The 18,857-nt window shown below is 68.8% G+C and carries 12 protein-coding genes and 1 pseudogene; 5 read left to right on the top strand and 8 right to left on the bottom strand.

From position 1 onward, the window contains the following. The first annotated feature begins 14 nt into the window (after nucleotides 1-14). From AMK22_RS19710 to AMK22_RS19700, 3 genes are all read left to right on the top strand, one after another. Nucleotides 15-2,492 carry a poly(A) polymerase gene (locus AMK22_RS19710; protein WP_073786770.1) on the top strand — a complete coding sequence of 826 codons (2,478 nt, stop codon included), beginning with the start codon at nucleotides 15-17 and terminating at the stop codon, nucleotides 2,490-2,492. Between the two features lie 312 nt (nucleotides 2,493-2,804). Further along, nucleotides 2,805-4,910 carry a PIG-L family deacetylase gene (locus tag AMK22_RS19705; RefSeq protein WP_443333303.1) on the top strand — a complete coding sequence of 702 codons (2,106 nt, stop codon included), beginning with the start codon at nucleotides 2,805-2,807 and terminating at the stop codon, nucleotides 4,908-4,910. 61 nt (nucleotides 4,911-4,971) lie between these two features. Beyond that, nucleotides 4,972-5,577: a response regulator transcription factor gene (locus tag AMK22_RS19700; RefSeq protein WP_073786768.1), complete on the top strand. Its 606-nt coding sequence runs from the start codon at nucleotides 4,972-4,974 to the stop codon at nucleotides 5,575-5,577. A gap of 423 nt (nucleotides 5,578-6,000) precedes the next feature. Here AMK22_RS19700 and AMK22_RS39560 read toward each other — a convergent pair whose 3' ends face one another. Both AMK22_RS39560 and AMK22_RS19695 read right to left on the bottom strand, forming a co-directional pair. Next, on the bottom strand, nucleotides 6,001-6,177 hold the full coding sequence (locus AMK22_RS39560; protein WP_158072066.1) for a hypothetical protein: 177 nt from the start codon (nucleotides 6,175-6,177) through the stop codon (nucleotides 6,001-6,003). Nucleotides 6,178-6,213: 36 nt separating this feature from the next. Further along, the gene (locus AMK22_RS19695; protein WP_242434054.1) at nucleotides 6,214-8,064 is read right to left on the bottom strand and encodes an RHS repeat-associated core domain-containing protein; all 1,851 of its coding nucleotides are present in this window, start codon (nucleotides 8,062-8,064) and stop codon (nucleotides 6,214-6,216) included. 242 nt (nucleotides 8,065-8,306) lie between these two features. Here AMK22_RS19695 and AMK22_RS42380 point away from each other — a divergent pair. Further along, nucleotides 8,307-8,660, top strand: a pseudogene (locus AMK22_RS42380) (histidine kinase); the annotation flags it as partial. Nucleotides 8,661-8,715: 55 nt separating this feature from the next. Beyond that, nucleotides 8,716-9,120 carry a sensor histidine kinase gene (locus AMK22_RS41050; protein ID WP_242434053.1) on the top strand — a complete coding sequence of 135 codons (405 nt, stop codon included), beginning with the start codon at nucleotides 8,716-8,718 and terminating at the stop codon, nucleotides 9,118-9,120. Between the two features lie 129 nt (nucleotides 9,121-9,249). On the opposite strand, the gene tuf is transcribed toward AMK22_RS41050, so the two are convergent. The 6 genes from tuf to AMK22_RS19660 all read right to left on the bottom strand — a co-directional run bounded on the left by tuf (nucleotide 9,250) and on the right by AMK22_RS19660 (nucleotide 18,808). Continuing rightward, nucleotides 9,250-10,443: an elongation factor Tu gene (gene tuf / locus AMK22_RS19685; RefSeq protein WP_073786764.1), complete on the bottom strand. Its 1,194-nt coding sequence runs from the start codon at nucleotides 10,441-10,443 to the stop codon at nucleotides 9,250-9,252. A 160-nt stretch (nucleotides 10,444-10,603) separates the two neighbouring features. After that, nucleotides 10,604-12,730, bottom strand: coding sequence for an elongation factor G (gene fusA / locus AMK22_RS19680; RefSeq protein ID WP_073786762.1), 2,127 nt, complete (start codon nucleotides 12,728-12,730; stop codon nucleotides 10,604-10,606). 38 nt (nucleotides 12,731-12,768) lie between these two features. Beyond that, a complete protein-coding gene (rpsG, locus tag AMK22_RS19675; RefSeq protein WP_072485550.1) occupies nucleotides 12,769-13,239 on the bottom strand; it encodes a 30S ribosomal protein S7 in 471 nt (156 codons plus the stop codon). A gap of 2 nt (nucleotides 13,240-13,241) precedes the next feature. Beyond that, complete coding sequence (rpsL, locus tag AMK22_RS19670) at nucleotides 13,242-13,613, bottom strand: 30S ribosomal protein S12 (RefSeq protein ID WP_003948652.1); 372 nt, start codon at nucleotides 13,611-13,613, stop codon at nucleotides 13,242-13,244. 310 nt (nucleotides 13,614-13,923) lie between these two features. After that, a complete protein-coding gene (locus AMK22_RS19665; RefSeq protein ID WP_079186284.1) occupies nucleotides 13,924-14,364 on the bottom strand; it encodes a hypothetical protein in 441 nt (146 codons plus the stop codon). A gap of 529 nt (nucleotides 14,365-14,893) precedes the next feature. Beyond that, nucleotides 14,894-18,808, bottom strand: coding sequence for a DNA-directed RNA polymerase subunit beta' (locus AMK22_RS19660; protein WP_073786760.1), 3,915 nt, complete (start codon nucleotides 18,806-18,808; stop codon nucleotides 14,894-14,896). Nucleotides 18,809-18,857: the final 49 nt, after the last annotated feature.

Raw genomic sequence — 18,857 nt, 5'->3', positions numbered from 1 at the left:
GGGACGGAGCACGGATGCGTACCAGCGAGGAGATCTACCACCGGGTCCGCTGGGACGCCCGGTTCGAGCCGGCGCGCTTCGTGATGGGCGTGGCCCAGCGCGGGAGGGCGCCGAAGCGGGTGCCGCTCCCCCGGTTCACGCCGGGCGGCGAGATCCCCTGGCACCGGGTGCTGTTCATCGAGGCGGACGGCGAGGTCGTGTGGGACCGGGCGGCGGGCGTGGACCGGATCGACGCGACGCAGGCCGGGCGGGTACGCGCCCCGCGACGACTGCCGTCCCCGTACTTCACCTCGCGGACCCCGCACGCGTTCTGCGCGTCCCGGGGCACCTGGGCTCCGGTGGAGGGGGACGTGGAGGCGCACCCCGAGCCCATCGGCCCCCTGGCGGGGCCGTCCGTCGACGTCCTGGCGGAGGCGTCCGGCGGCCTCCCGACGGGAACCTCTTCCGGCCTCCTGTCGGTGGTGACCTGGAACACCCTCTGGGACCGTTACGACAGCGACCGCATCGACACCGCCCGGCGCAGGCCCCTGCTGCTGGAGGCCCTGCGCGCGGCGGACGCGGACGTCGTCGCGCTCCAGGAGGCCGAACCCTCCCTGCTCGCCCTGCTGTTGGAGGCGCCCTGGGTCCGCGAGCACTACACGCTCGGGACCGATCCGGGCGGCCGGGACGTCGCCGACTGCGGTCTGCTGCTGCTCAGCAGACTCCCGGTCCGGGAGGCGGGCCTGCACGCGCTCGGGCCGCACAAGGCGGTCGCCGCCGTCGTGGTGGAGGGCGAGGAGGGGCCGGTCACGGTAGCGGTCACCCATCTCAGCAGCGACCACTCGCCGAACGGCGCGGACCGGCGGGACGCCGAACTGACCGACATAGCAACGGGGTTGGCGGCCGTCGAGGGCGATGTGCTGCTGCTCGGCGACTTCAACGACGGCGGGGACGCCCCACAGGAGCGGCTGGGGATGGCGGACGCCTGGACCGGGGTGCGCGGTGCGGCGGACCGGACGCCGACGTTCGACCCGTCGGTCAATCCGCTGGCCGCCGTCTCCTCCCTGTCGGGCCGGGCGTCCCGGCTGGACCGGGTGCTGGTCCGCGCGGAGGGGTGGCGGCCGGTGTCGGCGGTGCTGCTGGGCGACGTGCCGACGTCGGACGGGCTGTACGTCTCGGACCACTTCGGGGTGCGGGTGGAGCTGAGGACGGGAGCGGCGCAGGACGACGATCTTTCCGCGGCCGACACGGCCGACACGGCTGACACGGCTGACGGGGCCGACGGGGCCGACGGGGCCGACGAGGCATGGGCGGCCGAGATCGTCCGCCGGGTGGCGGCGGCCCTGCCGGAGGCCCGGGTGCATCCGGTGGGCTCGCGGCGGATGGGGTGCGCGCTGCCCGGCGCGGATGTGGACCTGGTGGCGGCGCTGCCGGGCGATGCGGACGTGGGCGGCGGCGGGGTCCTGCGGGGCGTCGGCGTACGAGGGTCGTCGGCGGGCGACAGGGCTGCGGCGGACGGCAGGGCTGCGGCGGGTGGCAGTCAACTGCCAGGCGTACGCGAACGGCTGGTCGCGGCGCTGCCGGACGCCGTCGACGTGCGCGAGGTGACCGGCGCCCGGGTGCCCGGTCTGCGCTTCGGCCTCGGCGGCCTGCGGGTGGATCTGGTGACCGTCCCGACCGGGGCCCTTCCCCCGGCCGAGGCGGTGGACCGCCGTACCGAGCTGGGCGGCGCAACCGCCAGGGCGCTCAGCGCGGTGAGCGACGCGGACGCGGTGCTCACGGCGGCGGACCCGCACCGGGACGCGTTCGCCGGACTGGCCCGCGAGGTCAAGGCATGGGCGCGGGCGCGCGGCCTGGACTCCGCCCCGTGCGGCGGGCTGCCGGGCCTGGCCTGGTCCGTCCTCGCGGCCCGTACCGCACACGACTCGGGCGGCCTGCCGCCGCTCCCCCTGCTCCGGCACTTCTTCGCGACCTGGGCGATGTGGGACTGGGACGTACCGGTCGACGTCGAAGAGGTCAGGGGGAGCACAGGCACTGTTCAGCAGCCGCTGACCGTACTGACCCCGACCACCCCCGTACGTTCCTGCACCACACAGGTCTCGGCGGCGGGCCGCGATCTCGTCGCCGAGGAACTGTTCCGCGCCTGGGAGATCCTGGAGTCCGTGCCCGACACCGCCCCCGTGCCGCGCGCCCTGCTCCACGCCCGGCCGCCCCTGCGCCAACGGCACACCGCCTGGGCGCTCGTCTCCGTGCGGCGGGGCGAGGACGAGGGCCGCTTACGGGGCCGGATCCTGGCCGTGCTCGCCGCCCTCGCGGAGGCGGGCGCACCGGACGCCCATGCCTGGCCCCGCCCGTACGACACCGACGCCTCCCACGTCCGGTACGCCATCGGCCTCGGCCGCACCCCGCCCGACGCGGCCCGGCTGGCGGAGATCGGCGGCGAACTGCTGCGCGGCCTGCCGGACGCCCACCTCACCCCCGCCAACGGCGCCGACACACCGGAGCTGTGGTAGCCCCGGCCTCCCGTCCGGGCCCCGGCGCGCTGGACAGCGATGACGGACCGCGGCACACCCCTCCCCGACGGCCGGCAGGGCTGCGGCACGGTCACGCGCACCTGAACACCGCGCGTACTTGACCGCGCGATCGGGCGACGAGCCGCCGTCCGAATCCTTCCGCACACACCGCACGAGCCAGGCAACCCGCCCCCGGCAATCTCCGTCTATCCCCCCGCGGCAGCGGCCATTCCCCCGCTGACACCCGCACGGATCGGTACGCAGCGCTGGGCGCCCCACTGCCCGCTGCGGGGTGAGTGGACGGAGCACGGTGTGACGGATCGACCTGCGTTGCGCACATCTCGTACGGGACTGTCGCGGCGCACCCTGCTGACGGCCGCCGGTGCGATGAGCCTGACCACCCTCGCCGCCTGCATCGCGCCCGCACCGCCCCGTCGCCGCAGCCCCACCGCCGACCCACTACCCGGCCTGCCGATCAGCACCCCGCACCCGGCCCTGATGATGCAGGTCCTCGCCCACCCGGACGACGACCTGTACTTCATGAACCCGGACGCCCAGCAGGCTCTCGACGCCGGGACACCACTGGTCTGCGTCTATCTGACCGCGGGCGAGGCCACCGGCGTCAACCGCGTCCCCGGCCGGCCGCTGCCGGCCCCCGACAAGGGGGCGTACTCCTCCTCACGTCACCAGGGGCTCCGCCAGGCGTACGCGACACTGCTCGGCCTCGGCAGGTTCACCCAGTGGCAGAAGTCCGTCATCGATCTCCATGGCAACCATCGCGCCGAGATCAACCGCCTCGGAAACGGCAGCCACAGGGTCGAGCTGATCTTCATCAACACCACCATGCACACCTCGTACGGGCGCCTCGGGCTGCCCAGCCTCTGGCAGGACCGGCGGCTCGTCCTGCCCACAGTCGTAGCCGACGACTCTCCGCTCCAGAAGGCGGGTTCGTACACCTACGACGGGCTCGTCGACGTCCTGGACGGGCTGTTCGACACTTATCGGCCGAGCATCGTGCACACCATGGACCCGGACCCCGACATCCAGCACAGCAGCGAACAGGTCCGGCGACAGGACAGCGAGCAGGAAGGTTACTCCGACCATCCCGACCACACTGCGGCCGCGCTGTTCACCTGGACGGCGCTGATCCGGTGGGTGGCCCGGACCACCGCCGTGGGCGGCGGCGTGCCCAGCTTCGCCACCACGGCGTTCCGCGGCTACTACAACCGGCACTGGCCCAAGAACCTGCCGCCCGCCGTGCTGGCCGAGAAGGCCTCGCACCTGGTGCCGTACGGGGGCTCGGCCGACTGGCGGTGCGGCAACCCGGCGGGCTGCGGGGACTACAGCGTGGGCGGCAACCGACCGTTGACCAACCGGAAGGGCTGGGTGCGGTCCACCCACTACCGCTACCCGGGCCCGCGGCCCGTCGTCGCCACCGACCCGGACGGCCGGCTCGTCGCGTACGGGGTGCTGGGACTGCGGGCGGTGCGCTGGCGCGAGAGCGCGCCGGGCAGCGAGGTGTGGAACACACCGGACGACCTCGGCGGCGGCCCGCTCGCACCGATCCTGGGCGGCGCACGCCTGCCGGACGGGCGACAGCTGCTCTTCGGGCTGCGGATCGCGGCGCTCAGCGGACACGGCGGGGACAACGAACGCGAGATCGCCGTGCTGGAACAGCACTCCCCCGGCGGCGACTTCCGTGCCTGGCAGGGGCTGGGGAATCCGGTGCCGGACCAGGACGGCGGGCGCCGGATCGGCGTCCCGGTCGCGGTCACCGCCACCGACGCGCGGGTCCATCTCTTCGTGCGAAACGCGGAGAAAGGTCTCAGCACCCGGGTACGGGACACGGACGGCCGGTGGAGCAAGTGGCGGGACATGGGCGGCGGCGAGGTCCAGGACGGCCTGAGCACCGTGGTGGACGCCGCCGGCCGGGTCCACGTCTTCGCGGCGGGCCGGTTCGCGGTGCACCACTGGACGCAGGACACCCCCGAGCACCCGGTGACCGCGCACACCCAGATCGGCGGGGTGCCGGTCCCGGGCGACGGCCCGGCCGCGCTGGCGGCCCCGGACGGAACGGTCGACCTCTACTACCGCGCGGAGGCGAAGGCCGCGCTGACCACGGTACGGACCGGCGAGACGGCGGAGGGGTCCGACGTCCACGGACAGGGGCGGCCGGTGGCCGACCGTAGGGGCTTCACCGGCCACGGCCCCGTGACCGCGGCCGGTTCGGCCCACTCCCCCGTCCTGCTCGGCCGCACCGGCAAGGGCCTGGTCCAGCTCCGTACGCCCCGCAGCGTGTCCGTACGGACGCACGGCCCCGTACCCCTCGACGCCCCGGCCCTGCACCTCGCCCCGGACGGCCGCCCGGTGGTCGCGGCCCTGGGCGTCGACGCCCACCCCTGGCTCTGGCGGCCCTGACCGCCGGAACTGCCACACGGGCGGGCGGACACCGAAAAACCGCAGGCGACATCCTCTCATCATGATCAAGTTGCTGCTAGCCGAAGATCTCACGGTGGTACGGGAAGGGCTGGTCTCCGTGCTGGGCCGCGAGCCGGGCATCGAGGTCGTGGCCCAGACCGCCCGCGGCGACGAAGTACTCCCGGCCGCCCTGGCCGCTCGGCCCGACGTGGCGGTGCTGGATGTGGCCATGCCCGGTCAGGACGGCATCGCCGCGGCCCGTCAGCTCACCGAACGGCTGCCGTCGTGCCGTGCGCTCGTCCTGACCGTGCTCGACCGCCCGGGTCATCTGCGCGCGGCCCGGGAGGCGGGTGCGGCCGGCTATCTGCTGAAGTCGGCCTCGGCCAGGCAGGTCCTGACCGCGATCCGCACCGTGACGGCGGGCGGCCGGGCGTACGACCCGGCTCTGCACGCCGAGGAGCACGACGCCGGGGTCTCCCCGCTCACCCCGCGCGAAACCGAGATCCTGCGGCTGGCCGCCCAGGGCATGGGTGCCGCCGAGACGGCGGCCGAGCTGTTCCTCTCCATACGCACCGTCCGCAACCACCTGTCCCTCGCCACGGGCAAACTCCACGCACGCACCCTCGTGGACGCGGTACGCATCGGGGAACGGCGTGGATGGATATGACGTCCGTGTCCGGAATCTCGCGGTACCCGGTATCCGGTACCCGCCGGCTCACTGCCTGCGAGCGCTCCCGCCCGGATCTCGCCGAGTGTCCTGATTCTCCCGCACAGATGCCGCTTCGAGGCCCGCGCCTGTCGCGATAGTCGTGTCTCATGCCGTTTCTGGCACGCCCTCGCCGGGGAGCTTCCCGGGTATCCGATCCTCTCGACGCCGCTCATCAGCGCACAGTGCCCTCGCGCGGAATTCCAGGACTGCGATGACTGTGGATACGGAAGTTGTTGCCGTATCCACAGTCACCGAATCCACCGAACCGGCTCTTGACACGCGTTCGGGGAACTGCGATCTACAGTTCCCCGAACGCCGAGCCATCGAGCTAATCCGAACCGTACTCAGATGTCACTTGACGGAATGCCACTTGCCGACATGTCACTCCAAACGTCGCTGGAATATCCATGCCACGGCGAGGGTCAATCCTGCGGATCCGAGGATGGGGGCGCCGTCGGCCTTTCCCAGAGTCAGCGAAACGATGGTTCCGCTGATCAGAGCGAGGCAACCCAGCACGAAGAACACTGTGGAGCTCTTCCGCTGATCAACTTGTTTCACGTGTCCTCATTTTTCTCGCAACGGAATCAGGCATCGTCACCATCGACGCCACCAAGGCTTCTTGTGGGACCTGGGAATGGGTCTGACGTGGTGCCCGCGTGAGGGATACCGCTTGATGGACCAGCGCAGCAGTGCTTTGCCCCCGAAGTGGCGGCCGATGGCACCGATCGCTGATCCGCCGCCCCCGTAACCCATCATTCCCTTGACACCCGCGACGGCGATGTCACGACGGGATGCCTTGCGGTTCCCGTACCATTTCGCGCCTGCGCCCGCGAGCCCGCCGGCTATGACGCCACAGGCTCCTGCTGCGATGCCGGCCGTGAAAACACCGCATGCCACGCCGGCGGAGAACGATGCAATGATCACTCGGTTCCGCTTGACGAACCTCTTGGTCCGGCTCCACCAACTCTTTCCATCGATGTCGAACTGATTGACCGGGTCGCCTGGATAACCGTATCGGTTTTCGCCGCCGCCGTAGACCGGGTCCACGGACAAGAACCGCCCCGTGACCGGGTTGTAGAGACGTACCCCCATCAACGTCAGCCCGGTCAGCGTCTCGGCCGACCGCTGCTTGCCGCCGAGCCAGCCGTAGCGCACCGGCAGCTGACCGGCGCGCGGGTTGCCGTACTCGTCGCTGTCGAGGGCGACGATGTCGCCCCCCTCCGTGAGCGGAAGGGCGAGCATCACGTCACCGTGGACATTGGTGAGTTGCAGAACGACGTCACCTGTCGCCCCCGTCGTCGCGGCGAGGTCACCCGACGCGGACTCGACGTTGCGGCTCACCGCGCCAGTCGTCCCCGAGGCCGTGTCCTCCTCCGTCCAGCGGGGGCTGTCCCCGTCGCTGTCGTAGTGGTTGCGCTTGGCCGCGCTGCGAGTCCACGTGTCGTCGATGCTGGTCTCGACGGTCCAGGCACGGAAGCGGTGCGCCGCGTCCAGCGTCCAGCTCTGGCGCTGGTCCTCCGTGGTCTGGGTGTGAACCAGATCGTTGGCGTAGTAAGCGAGGGAAGAACCCGGCAGCGCCGTGGTACGGCCGAACGCGTCGTAGGTGTATCCGGCGTCGACCAGCCGGTCGCCGCTGTCGTAGGCGTGCGTGGTCGTCGTGACCGCGCCCGTGCTCGTGCAGTCCGCGCCCTCCGGCGCGGCGGACTCGGTCAACCGGGTCCGGTTGGTGCGCTTGTCGAAGGTGTAGGCGCGGCGTGTGCAGACCTCGCCCACGGTGTCGTCGACCGACGTCAGTCGGCCCGCCTTGTCGTATCCGTACTCCTGCGCCGACCAACCGGTGTGCGTGGTGACCTGTCCGTGGACGGACTCGGAGACCATGTCCGAGGCCACCAGCCTGCCGTCGGCGTCCCGCGTGTAGGTGCGGCCCACCGTGGAGCCGGCGGTGTCCTGATCGACGGTGAGGGTGTAGCCGCCGGGCAGCCGCTCGGTGGCGACCCCGCCGTCCGCGTCGTACGTGGTCGTGAAGGCGCCCGCCACGGAGTCCGCCGTCTTCGTGGCCAGGCCGCGCGGCTCGGCGGCCTGGTCGTAGGTGTACGTCACCGTCGACGGGACGGAGTCCGTCACCTTCGTCCGGCGGCCGAGCAGGTCGTACTCGGTGGTGGTCGTCCCGCCGTCCGCGTCCGTGTAGGACACCTCACGGCCCAGCTTGTCGAACACCTTGGTGATCGTGCCGCCGGTCGAGGAGACCGTGCGGACCGCCTGGCCGGTGCTCGGGTCGTACTCGGTCGCGGCGTCCGGAACCGCCGCTCCGACGCCGCCCGTCGTCGCCGTCCCGACGACACGGCCGGCATCGTCGTAGCTGGTCGTCGTGGTGCGGGTGATGCCGTTCGCGGTCTCGGTCGCCTTGGTCGGCGTCCCGTAGTAGCCGTACTCGGTGGTGGTCACCGGCAGGCCGCTCGGGTTGCTTCCACCGCCCGTGACGGACCCGGCGGGTCCGGTGGTGCAGACCAGGTCGGCCCACTCGGGCCGCCCCGCACAGGCGCCGGTGCCGGTCGCCTGCCAGTACGTCGTGACGCGGGTGGCGGCGTCCGCACCGGTGGCTCCGGGCAGCAGTTCCTTGGCTGAGCCTGTTGGGCTTCCTGGCCGGAGCCGTACTGCTCACCGTCCCGCGCCCCGCTGCTCTGACCGTGGCGGCGATCGTCTGCCTGAGCGGTCCCGTACTGGTCAAATGTCTCGGTTTCGACCACCGCAACGCTCTCGGGGTATTCCTCTCCACCCTGGTCACGGCGGGGAGCGTTTACGGCATAGCCCAACTCTCCCTCTTCGTTGCCCGGCTCCATGCCACCCAGAACCATGCCGCCCGTACAGCCGTGGAAAAGGAACGCGACCGGGTCGCCCGCGACCTTCACGACGTCCTCGGCTCCGCGCTCGCCCTGATCGCCTTCCGGGCGACCACCGGCGCGGAAGGCGACGAACCAGCCGCCGCACTCGACGAAATCGCCGGGATCGCCCGCCGCACTCTCGCCGAGGTCCGTGCCGTCTCCCGGAACAACGCCAGCCCTGACCGCGTCCGAGGAACTGGCTCAGGCGGTCCATGTGCTCAGTACCGCCGGAATCACTGTGCACAGCGACATCGCGCCCACGGGCGCCGAAGAACTGCCCAAGGCCGTCGACCACTGCCTCGCCGTGGTCGCGCGAGAGGCCGTCACCAATGTCCTGCGCCATTCCTCGGCGACTCGTTGCTCCCTCTTACTGAGCATCGACGGGAAAACGGCCACCGACCGGTTCGTCGAACTCTCCGTCGGCAACGACATCGCCGCCTCGTCCACCACCGGCACCGCCGCTCCGGGCACCGGCCTCACCAATCTCGCCGCCCGTGCTGCGGCGCCCGACGGAACGCTGACCATCGAACGGCCGTCGCCGAGGCAGTTCCTCCTCCTGGTCCGGCTCCCCCTGCCAAGCCCGGCAGCCGCACACACCACGGCTGCCCCGCCTCCATGACAGCCGCAGGCCACCTCACCAGCCCCGCACACGCCGAAGGGCCCCGTCCCACCGCATACGCGGCGGGCCGGGGCCCTTCTTGGTGCTCTGTGCGGAGCAACCAGGTCAGACGGTCAAGTACACAGGTACTTACTTGACGATCTTGGTGACCTGGCCGGCGCCCACGGTCCGGCCACCCTCACGGATGGCGAACTTCAGGCCCTCCTCCATGGCGACCGGCTGGATCAGCTGGACCGACATGACGGTGTTGTCGCCCGGCATGACCATCTCGGTGCCCTCGGGGAGGGTCACGACGCCGGTCACGTCCGTGGTACGGAAGTAGAACTGCGGGCGGTAGTTGTTGAAGAACGGGGTGTGGCGGCCACCCTCGTCCTTCGACAGGATGTAGGCCTGGGCCTCGAACTCGGTGTGCGGCGTGACCGAACCGGGCTTGATGATGACCTGGCCGCGCTCGACGTCCTCGCGCTTGATGCCACGGAGGAGCAGACCGACGTTCTCACCGGCCTGGCCCTCGTCGAGCAGCTTGCGGAACATCTCGATGCCGGTGACCGTGGTGGTGGTCTTCTCCGGACGGATACCGACGATGTCGACGGTCTCGTTGACCTTGAGGACACCACGCTCGATACGACCGGTGACGACGGTGCCACGACCGGTGATCGTGAAGACGTCCTCGATCGGCATCAGGAACGGCTTGTCGACGTCGCGCTCGGGCTGCGGGATCGCCTCGTCGACGGCCTTCATCAGCTCGAGGACGGACTGGCCCCACTCCTTGTCGCCCTCGAGGGCCTTGAGCGCGGAGACCTTGACGACCGGAACCTCGTCGCCCGGGAACTCGTACTCGGAGAGGAGCTCACGAACCTCGAGCTCGACGAGCTCCAGGATCTCCTCGTCGTCCACCATGTCGGCCTTGTTCAGGGCGACGACGATGTACGGAACGCCGACCTGGCGGGCCAGGAGCACGTGCTCCTTGGTCTGCGGCATCGGGCCGTCGGTGGCGGCGACCACGAGGATGGCGCCGTCCATCTGCGCCGCACCGGTGATCATGTTCTTGATGTAGTCGGCGTGACCCGGGCAGTCGACGTGCGCGTAGTGACGCTGCTCCGTCTGGTACTCGACGTGCGCGATGGAGATGGTGATACCGCGCTGGCGCTCCTCAGGAGCCTTGTCGATCTGGTCGAAGGCCGAGGCCTCGTTCAGGTCCGGGTACGCGTCGTGCAGCACCTTGGTAATGGCGGCCGTGAGGGTCGTCTTACCGTGGTCGATGTGACCGATGGTGCCGATGTTGACGTGCGGCTTAGTCCGCTCGAACTTCGCCTTCGCCACTGGGTCCTCCTGTGGAGTGGTTCTGTACGCCTTGCTTCATCGGCGCCAGGTGATCTTTGCTGGGATGCCGGGGCCGGGGGCGTCCGACACGTCGCTGATGCTTCGTGTCGGACGCCCCACGAGGCTCCGGTGACAAGCCTAAAGCGTGAGCTCGGGAGAGTTACTCGCCCTTGGCCTTCGCGATGATCTCCTCGGCGACGTTCCGCGGAACCTCGGCGTAGGAGTCGAACTGCATCGAGTAGCTTGCGCGACCCGAGGTCTTGCTGCGGAGGTCTCCGACGTAGCCGAACATCTCCGAAAGGGGCACGAGGCCCTTCACGACGCGAGCGCCGCTGCGCTCCTCCATGGCCTGGATCTGGCCACGGCGGGAGTTGATGTCACCGATGACATCTCCCATGTAGTCCTCGGGCGTGGTGACCTCGACGGCCATCATCGGCTCGAGGAGCACGGGGGACGCCTTGCGCGCGGCCTCCTTGAAGGCCTGCGAACCGGCGATCTTGAAGGCCAGCTCGGAGGAGTCGACCTCGTGGTAACCACCGTCGAGAAGAATGACGCGGACGCCCGTCATCTCGTAGCCGGCCAGGATGCCGAACTGCATGGCCTCCTGCGCACCCGCGTCCACCGAGGGGATGTACTCCTTGGGGATGCGGCCACCGGTGACCTTGTTGACGAACTCGTACGAGGCCTCGCCGCCCTCGATGGGCTCGATCGCGATCTGCACCTTGGCGAACTGACCGGTACCACCGGTCTGCTTCTTGTGGGTGTAGTCGACGCGCTCGACGGTCTTGCGGATCGTCTCGCGGTATGCGACCTGCGGCTTGCCGACGTTCGCCTCGACGCGGAACTCGCGCTTCATGCGGTCGACGAGCACTTCGAGGTGCAGCTCGCCCATACCACCGATGATGGTCTGGCCGGTCTCCTCGTCGGAGTGCACCTGGAAGGACGGGTCCTCTTCGGAGAGGCGCTGGATGGCGACACCCAGCTTCTCCTGGTCGCCCTTGGACTTGGGCTCGATGGCGACCTGGATGACCGGTGCCGGGAAGTCCATGGACTCCAGGATCACCGGCGCCTTGTCGTCGCAGAGCGTCTCACCGGTGGTGGTCTGCTTCAGGCCCATGACGGCGATGATGTCGCCGGCGCCCACCGAGTCGATCTCCTCACGCTTGTTCGCGTGCATGCGGTAGATCTTCCCGATGCGCTCCTTCTTGCCCTTGACGGAGTTCAGCACCGAGGTGCCGGACTCCAGGCGGCCCGAGTAGACCCGGACGAAGGTGAGCTTGCCGAGGTGCGGGTCGCTCATGATCTTGAACGCCAGCGCAGCGAGGGGCTCGTCGTCGGACGGCTTGCGCTTGACGACGACCTCGGGGTCCTTGACGTCGTGGCCCTCGATGGCCTCGACGTCCAGGGGGGAGGGCAGGAAGCGCACGACGGCGTCGAGCAGGGGCTGGACGCCCTTGTTCTTGAACGCGGTGCCGCAGAACACCGGGGTGACGGTCTTCTCGCCGTCCTTGCCCGAGTTGATCGTGATGCGACGGATCGCGGCGTAGAGCTGCTCCGCGGTGGGCTCCTGGCCCTCCAGGTACAGCTCCATGGCCTCTTCGTCGTTCTCCGCGACCGACTCGAGGAGCTTGCCGCGCCACTCGTCGGCGGCCTCGGCCAGCTCGGCCGGGATGTCGACGATGTTGTACGCCTCGCCCTTGGTCGCTTCCACGGGGTAGACGAACGCCTTCATCGTCACGAGGTCGACGACACCCGTGAAGTCGGCCTCGGCACCGATCGGCAGCTGCATCACGATCGGGGTCGCGCCGAGGCGGTCCGTGATCATGCCGACGCAGCGCAGGAAGTCGGCGCCGGTGCGGTCGAGCTTGTTGACGAAGCAGATACGCGGAACGCCGTAGCGGTCCGCCTGACGCCATACGGTCTCGGACTGCGGCTCGACGCCGGCCACACCGTCGAACACGGTGACGGCGCCGTCGAGGACGCGGAGCGAACGCTCCACCTCGACGGTGAAGTCGACGTGGCCCGGGGTGTCGATGATGTTGATGGTGTGGTCAACATCACCGAGCGGCCAGTGGCAGGTCGTCGCGGCGGACGTGATGGTGATGCCGCGCTCCTGCTCCTGCTCCATCCAGTCCATCGTGGCGGAACCCTCGTGGGTCTCGCCGATCTTGTACGAAACGCCGGTGTAGAACAGGATCCGCTCGGTGGTGGTCGTCTTGCCCGCGTCGATGTGGGCCATGATCCCGATGTTGCGGACCTTGGCCAGGTCAAGCGAAGTGGTGGCCATAAGGCTCAGTCTTCTCTCGGTCTCGATGTGGGTAGCGACTACCAGCGGTAGTGCGCGAAGGCCTTGTTGGACTCGGCCATCTTGTGGGTGTCCTCACGCTTCTTGACGGCAGCGCCAAGACCGTTGGACGCGTCGAGCAGCTCGTTCATGAGGCGCTCGGTCATGGTCTTCTCACGGCGGGCGCGGGAGTAGCCCACGAGCCAGCGCAGCGCGAGCGTGGAGGCACGGCCGGGCTTGACCTCGATCGGCACCTGGTAGGTGGCACCACCGACGCGGCGGGACTTGACCTCCAGCGACGGCTTGACGTTCTCGAGCGCGCGCTTCAGCGTGATGACCGGGTCGTTGCCGGTCTTCTCGCGGAGGCCCTCCATGGCGCCGTACACGATCCGCTCAGCGGTGGAACGCTTGCCGTCGAGCAGGATCTTGTTGATCAGCGAGGTGACAAGAGGAGAGTTGTAGACCGGGTCGATGATGACCGGGCGCTTCGGGGCGGGGCCCTTACGAGGCATTCTTACTTCTCCTTCTTGGCGCCGTAGCGGCTGCGGGCCTGCTTGCGGTTCTTGACACCCTGGGTGTCGAGCGAGCCGCGGATGATCTTGTAGCGAACACCCGGCAGGTCCTTCACACGGCCACCACGCACGAGCACGATGGAGTGCTCCTGCAGGTTGTGTCCCTCACCCGGGATGTAGGCCGTGACCTCGATACCGGAGGTCAGACGCACACGCGCGACCTTACGGAGCGCCGAGTTCGGCTTCTTCGGGGTGGTCGTGAACACACGCGTGCAGACGCCGCGGCGCTGGGGCGAACCCTCGAGTGCGGGCGTCTTGTTCTTCTCGACCTTGTCCTGCCGGCCCTTGCGGACCAGCTGCTGGATCGTAGGCACTACTTCTCCGGTTTCTGTGTGCCGTTCGTGAAACTAACCTGGAACGTCACCGACCCACGCGGTCGGGTGTGTCGAATCCTGCAGGCCGCTGCCGCAAGGCAGGACTGGCGCAGATTGCGGCGACCGTAGAGGAACTCGCCATGCGGCTGAAGACACGCACACGAGTCCAGGCACACCCCAGGCACAAGGTCTGAGCGTACCTACCTCGTCGACTCCGGTCAAAACAAATGCGTCTCACACCGACACGCCGGGGTTCTTCAGCCGACCGAACCGGGGCCACGCTTTCCTCGAAAGGCGCCGATCACCCGGCTCAACCGCCTTGCGTCCGGTTCAGCCCATTCCGCTCGAGGTGGTTCCGAATCAGCAGAAGATCGTCCCGATCCTTCTGCCGAGTGGATCTTCCCTTCCATGCGAGTACCTCCAGAAGGGGGCAGAACGGTATCCCGCAGATGAATTCCGCTCTCTCGATGAGGGAGTCCGGACTCGATGAATCGGGCAGCCAGGAGTCGAAGAATTCCAGGGATCCGTCGAAGAGCCGCACCATACGCCCGTGCCCGGACGGTGCCGGAACCGGCTCGGCCAGATCGGCGACGGCCTCCCAGGCCGCCCCTCTTGCCACGATGTCCAGGTCGCCCACGTTCTCCCTGATCCCATGGGCCAGGAGCGGTCCGCTCCCCGCCACCACGTAATCCTTGTGGGCCAGACCGAGGGACAGCAGCCTCCGGACGAGTGGGTGCTTGGTGAGGTCCAAGTGCCTCTCCTTCTGGAGGACGGACAGTCCCACTGCTGAACGAGCGGCCATTCCCCTCACCAAGGACGCGATGACACGGGCCAGGGCCAGTGTACCGATGAGGAAATATTCGGAGGCGTGTTTGCCATGGTCGTTCGTGGGGACCCTGGCCAGCTACTTGGCGGCCGGCACAAGAGCTGCGGCTTCGGGCTGACCGGCGGCGATGAAGGCGAAGAGAAGCCCGCGCTCCAGCAAGTCGATGTTCTTGCTTCCGCTCATGAAATCCAGCGAGAAGCCCGGCGACCACGACCCGGCCGAGTGGTGCATGAGGGGCCGAGCCGCCCGCGAGCAGTACGCCGATCGCGAAGGCCCACCACGCCTTCGCCTCGTCCATATACGGAGCGATGACGTACACGCCGTACAACGTCACGAAGGAGACGGCCGGCCACGGCCGGGTGCGTTGCCGGCCCGTCCCCCACGACACGCCGGAGGGCGGCCACCCCCACGGGGTGACCGCCCTCCGGATCAGGCATCGGATCAGACGTACGCCTTACTGGTTGTACGGACCGTAGTCGTAGTCCTCCAGCGGAACGGCCTGGCCGGAGCCCGTGCCGAACGGCGAGTAGTCGATGTCGTCGTAGCCGACGGCCGAGTACATCGCGGCCTTGGCCTCCTCGGTCGGCTCGACCCGGATGTTGCGGTAGCGGGACAGGCCCGTACCGGCCGGGATGAGCTTACCGATGATGACGTTCTCCTTGAGGCCGATGAGGCTGTCGGACTTGGCGTTGATCGCCGCGTCCGTCAGGACTCGGGTCGTCTCCTGGAAGGAGGCGGCCGACAGCCAGGACTCCGTCGCCAGCGAGGCCTTGGTGATACCCATCAGCTGCGGACGGCCGGAGGCGGGGTGACCGCCCTCGGTGACCACGCGACGGTTCTCGGTCTCGAACTTCGAGCGCTCGACGAGCTCGCCCGGCAGCAGCTCCGCATCGCCGGACTCGATGATCGTCACGCGGCGCAGCATCTGCCGGATGATGATCTCGATGTGCTTGTCGTGGATCGACACACCCTGCGAGTTGTAGACCTTCTGGACCTCGCCGACCAGGTGGACCTGGACCGCACGCTGGCCGAGGATGCGCAGCACGTCGTGCGGGTTGGTGGCACCCACGGTGAGCTTCTGGCCCACCTCGACGTGGTCGCCCTCGCCCACCAGCAGACGGGCGCGCTTCGAGATCGGGTAGGCCGTCTCGTCGCTGCCGTCGTCCGGGGTGACGACGATCTTCTTGGTCTTCTCGGTCTCCTCGATGCGGACGCGGCCGGCCGCCTCCGAGATCGGGGCGACACCCTTGGGCGTACGGGCCTCGAAGAGCTCGACGACACGCGGCAGACCCTGGGTGATGTCGTCACCGGCCACACCACCGGTGTGGAAGGTACGCATCGTCAGCTGGGTACCGGGCTCACCGATGGACTGGGCGGCGATGATGCCGACCGCCTCACCGATGTCGACCAGCTTGCCGGTGGCGAGCGAGCGTCCGTAGCAGAAGGCACAGGTGCCGACCGCGGACTCGCAGGTCAGGACCGAGCGGGTCTTGACCGTCTCGACGCCGGCGGCGACCAGCGCGTCGATCAGGACGTCACCGAGGTCGACGTTGGCCGGCGCGATGACCTTGCCGTCGACGACGACGTCCTCGGCGAGCATCCGGGCGTAGACCGAGGTCTCGACGTCCTCCGCCTTGCGGAGCACGCCGTCGGCGCCCTTCTCGGCGATCCGCAGCTTCAGGCCGCGGTCGGTGCCGCAGTCCTCCTCGCGGATGATCACGTCCTGCGAGACGTCCACCAGACGACGGGTCAGGTAACCCGAGTCGGCGGTACGCAGGGCGGTGTCCGCCAGACCCTTACGGGCACCGTGCGTGGAGATGAAGTACTCCAGCACGGACAGGCCCTCGCGGAAGGACGCCTTGATGGGACGCGGGATCGTCTCGTTCTTCGCGTTCGACACCAGACCGCGCATACCGGCGATCTGCCTCATCTGCATCATGTTTCCTCGGGCACCCGAGTCGACCATCATGAAGATGGGGTTGGTCTTGGGGAAGTTCTCGTTCATGGCCTCGGCGACCTCGTTGGTCGCCTTGGTCCAGATCGCGATGAGTTCCTGCGTGCGCTCGTCCTTGGTGATCAGACCGCGCTCGTACTGCTTCTGGACCTTCTCGTCCTGCGCCTCGTAGCCCGCGACGATCGCCTTCTTGGCCTCGGGGACCACGACGTCGGAGATGGCCACGGTGACACCGGAACGGGTCGCCCAGTAGAAGCCCGCCGCCTTCAGGTTGTCGAGCGTCGCCGCCACGATGACCTTGGGGTAGCGCTCGGCGAGGTCGTTGACGATCTCGGAGAGCTGCTTCTTGCCGACCGAGTAGTCGACGAACGGGTAGTCCTCGGGCAGCAGCTCGTTGAAGAGCGCACGGCCCAGGGACGTACGCAGCCGGAACGAGTCGCCCTGCTGGTACTCACGCTCCCCGACGCCGTCGTCCCCTTCCTCGGCGACCGGCGGCACCCAGCCGCGCGGCGGGATGGTGCCCACCGGGAAGCGGATGTCGACCTTCGCCTGGAGCGACAGCTCGCGGGCGTCGAAGGCCATGATCGCCTCGGCCGCGGAGCCGAAGGAACGGCCCTGTCCGATGACGTTGCGCTCCTCCTCGTCCGTGGTGAGGAAGAACAGGCCCAGCACCATGTCCTGGGTCGGCATGGTGACGGGACGGCCGTCGGCCGGCTTCAGGATGTTGTTCGAGGACAGCATCAGGATGCGGGCCTCGGCCTGCGCCTCCGCGGAGAGCGGCAGGTGGACGGCCATCTGGTCACCGTCGAAGTCCGCGTTGAACGCGGTGCAGACGAGCGGGTGGATCTGGATGGCCTTGCCCTCGACCAGCTGCGGCTCGAAGGCCTGGATGCCGAGGCGGTGCAGCGTGGGCGCACGGTTCAGCAGCACCGGGTGCTCGGCGATGACCTCTTCGAGGACGTCGTACACCACGGTGCGACCACGCTCGACCATGCGCTTGGCCGACTTGATGTTCTGCGCGTGGTTCAGGTCGACCAGGCGCTTCATCACGAACGGCTTGAACAGCTCCAGCGCCATGGCCTTCGGCAGACCGCACTGGTGCAGCTTCAGCTGCGGGCCGACGACGATCACGGAACGCGCCGAGTAGTCGACACGCTTGCCGAGCAGGTTCTGACGGAATCGACCCTGCTTGCCCTTCAGCATGTCGCTGAGGGACTTCAGCGGGCGGTTGCCGGGGCCCGTCACCGGGCGGCCGCGACGACCGTTGTCGAAGAGGGCGTCAACGGCCTCCTGAAGCATGCGCTTCTCGTTGTTGACGATGATCTCCGGGGCACCGAGGTCCAGGAGCCGCTTCAGACGGTTGTTGCGGTTGATCACACGGCGGTACAGGTCGTTCAGGTCGGAGGTCGCGAAGCGGCCACCGTCCAGCTGCACCATCGGACGCAGGTCCGGCGGGATGACCGGCACGCAGTCGAGCACCATGCCCTTGGGCTTGTTGCTGGTCTGCAGGAACGCGGAGACGACCTTGAGACGCTTGAGCGCGCGGGTCTTCTTCTGGCCCTTGCCGGTGCGGATGATCTCGCGGAGCTTCTCGGCCTCCTCCTCCAGGTCGAAGGACTCCAGCCGCTTCTGCAGGGCGGCGGCGCCCATGCAGCCGTCGAAGTACGTGCCGAAGCGGTCACGCAGCTCGCGGTAGAGCAGCTCGTCGCCCTCCAGGTCCTGGACCTTGAGGTTCTTGAAGCGGTTCCACACCTCGTCGAGGCGGTCGATCTCGCGCTGCGCGCGGTCGCGCAGCTGCTTCATCTCGCGCTCGGCGCCCTCGCGCACCTTGCGGCGCACGTCGGCCTTGGCGCCCTCGGCCTCCAGCTCGGCCAGGTCGGTCTCGAGCTTCTTGGCGCGGGCCTCCAGGTCGGCGTCGCGGCGGTTCTCGATCTGCTGGCGCTCGACGGAGACGTGCGCCTCCAGCGAGGGCAGGTCGCGGGTACGCCGCTCCTCGTCCACGTACGTGATCATGTACGCGGCGAAGTAGATGACCTTCTCCAGGTCCTTCGGCGCCAGGTCGAGCAGGTAGCCCAGGCGCGACGGGACGCCCTTGAAGTACCAGATGTGGGTGACGGGAGCGGCGAGCTCGATGTGGCCCATGCGCTCACGGCGCACCTTGGCGCGCGTGACCTCGACGCCACAGCGCTCACAGATGATGCCCTTGAAGCGGACACGCTTGTACTTGCCGCAGTAGCACTCCCAGTCCCGGGTCGGACCGAAGATCTTCTCGCAGAAGAGTCCGTCCTTTTCGGGCTTGAGCGTGCGGTAGTTGATGGTCTCCGGCTTCTTCACTTCGCCGTGCGACCAGGTCCGGATGTCGTCCGCGGTGGCGAGGCCGATCCGCAGCTCGTCGAAGAAGTTGACGTCGAGCACTTGTCGTCAATCCCTCTTTCGGGGGTTCGAGCCCCCTCGCGTCAGGCGA

The organism is Streptomyces sp. CB01580 (genome assembly GCF_001905795.1).
Lineage (GTDB): Bacteria > Actinomycetota > Actinomycetes > Streptomycetales > Streptomycetaceae > Streptomyces.
This window is presented reverse-complemented; position numbering and strand designations above follow the sequence as displayed.

Coding starts and splice junctions, on each gene's coding strand:
- fusA (WP_073786762.1), bottom strand. CDS start 12,730: ATGGCCACCACTTCGCTTGACCTGGCCAAGGTCCGCAACATCGGGATC.
- AMK22_RS19710 (WP_073786770.1), top strand. CDS start 15: ATGCGTACCAGCGAGGAGATCTACCACCGGGTCCGCTGGGACGCCCGG.
- AMK22_RS19700 (WP_073786768.1), top strand. CDS start 4,972: ATGATCAAGTTGCTGCTAGCCGAAGATCTCACGGTGGTACGGGAAGGG.
- rpsG (WP_072485550.1), bottom strand. CDS start 13,239: ATGCCTCGTAAGGGCCCCGCCCCGAAGCGCCCGGTCATCATCGACCCG.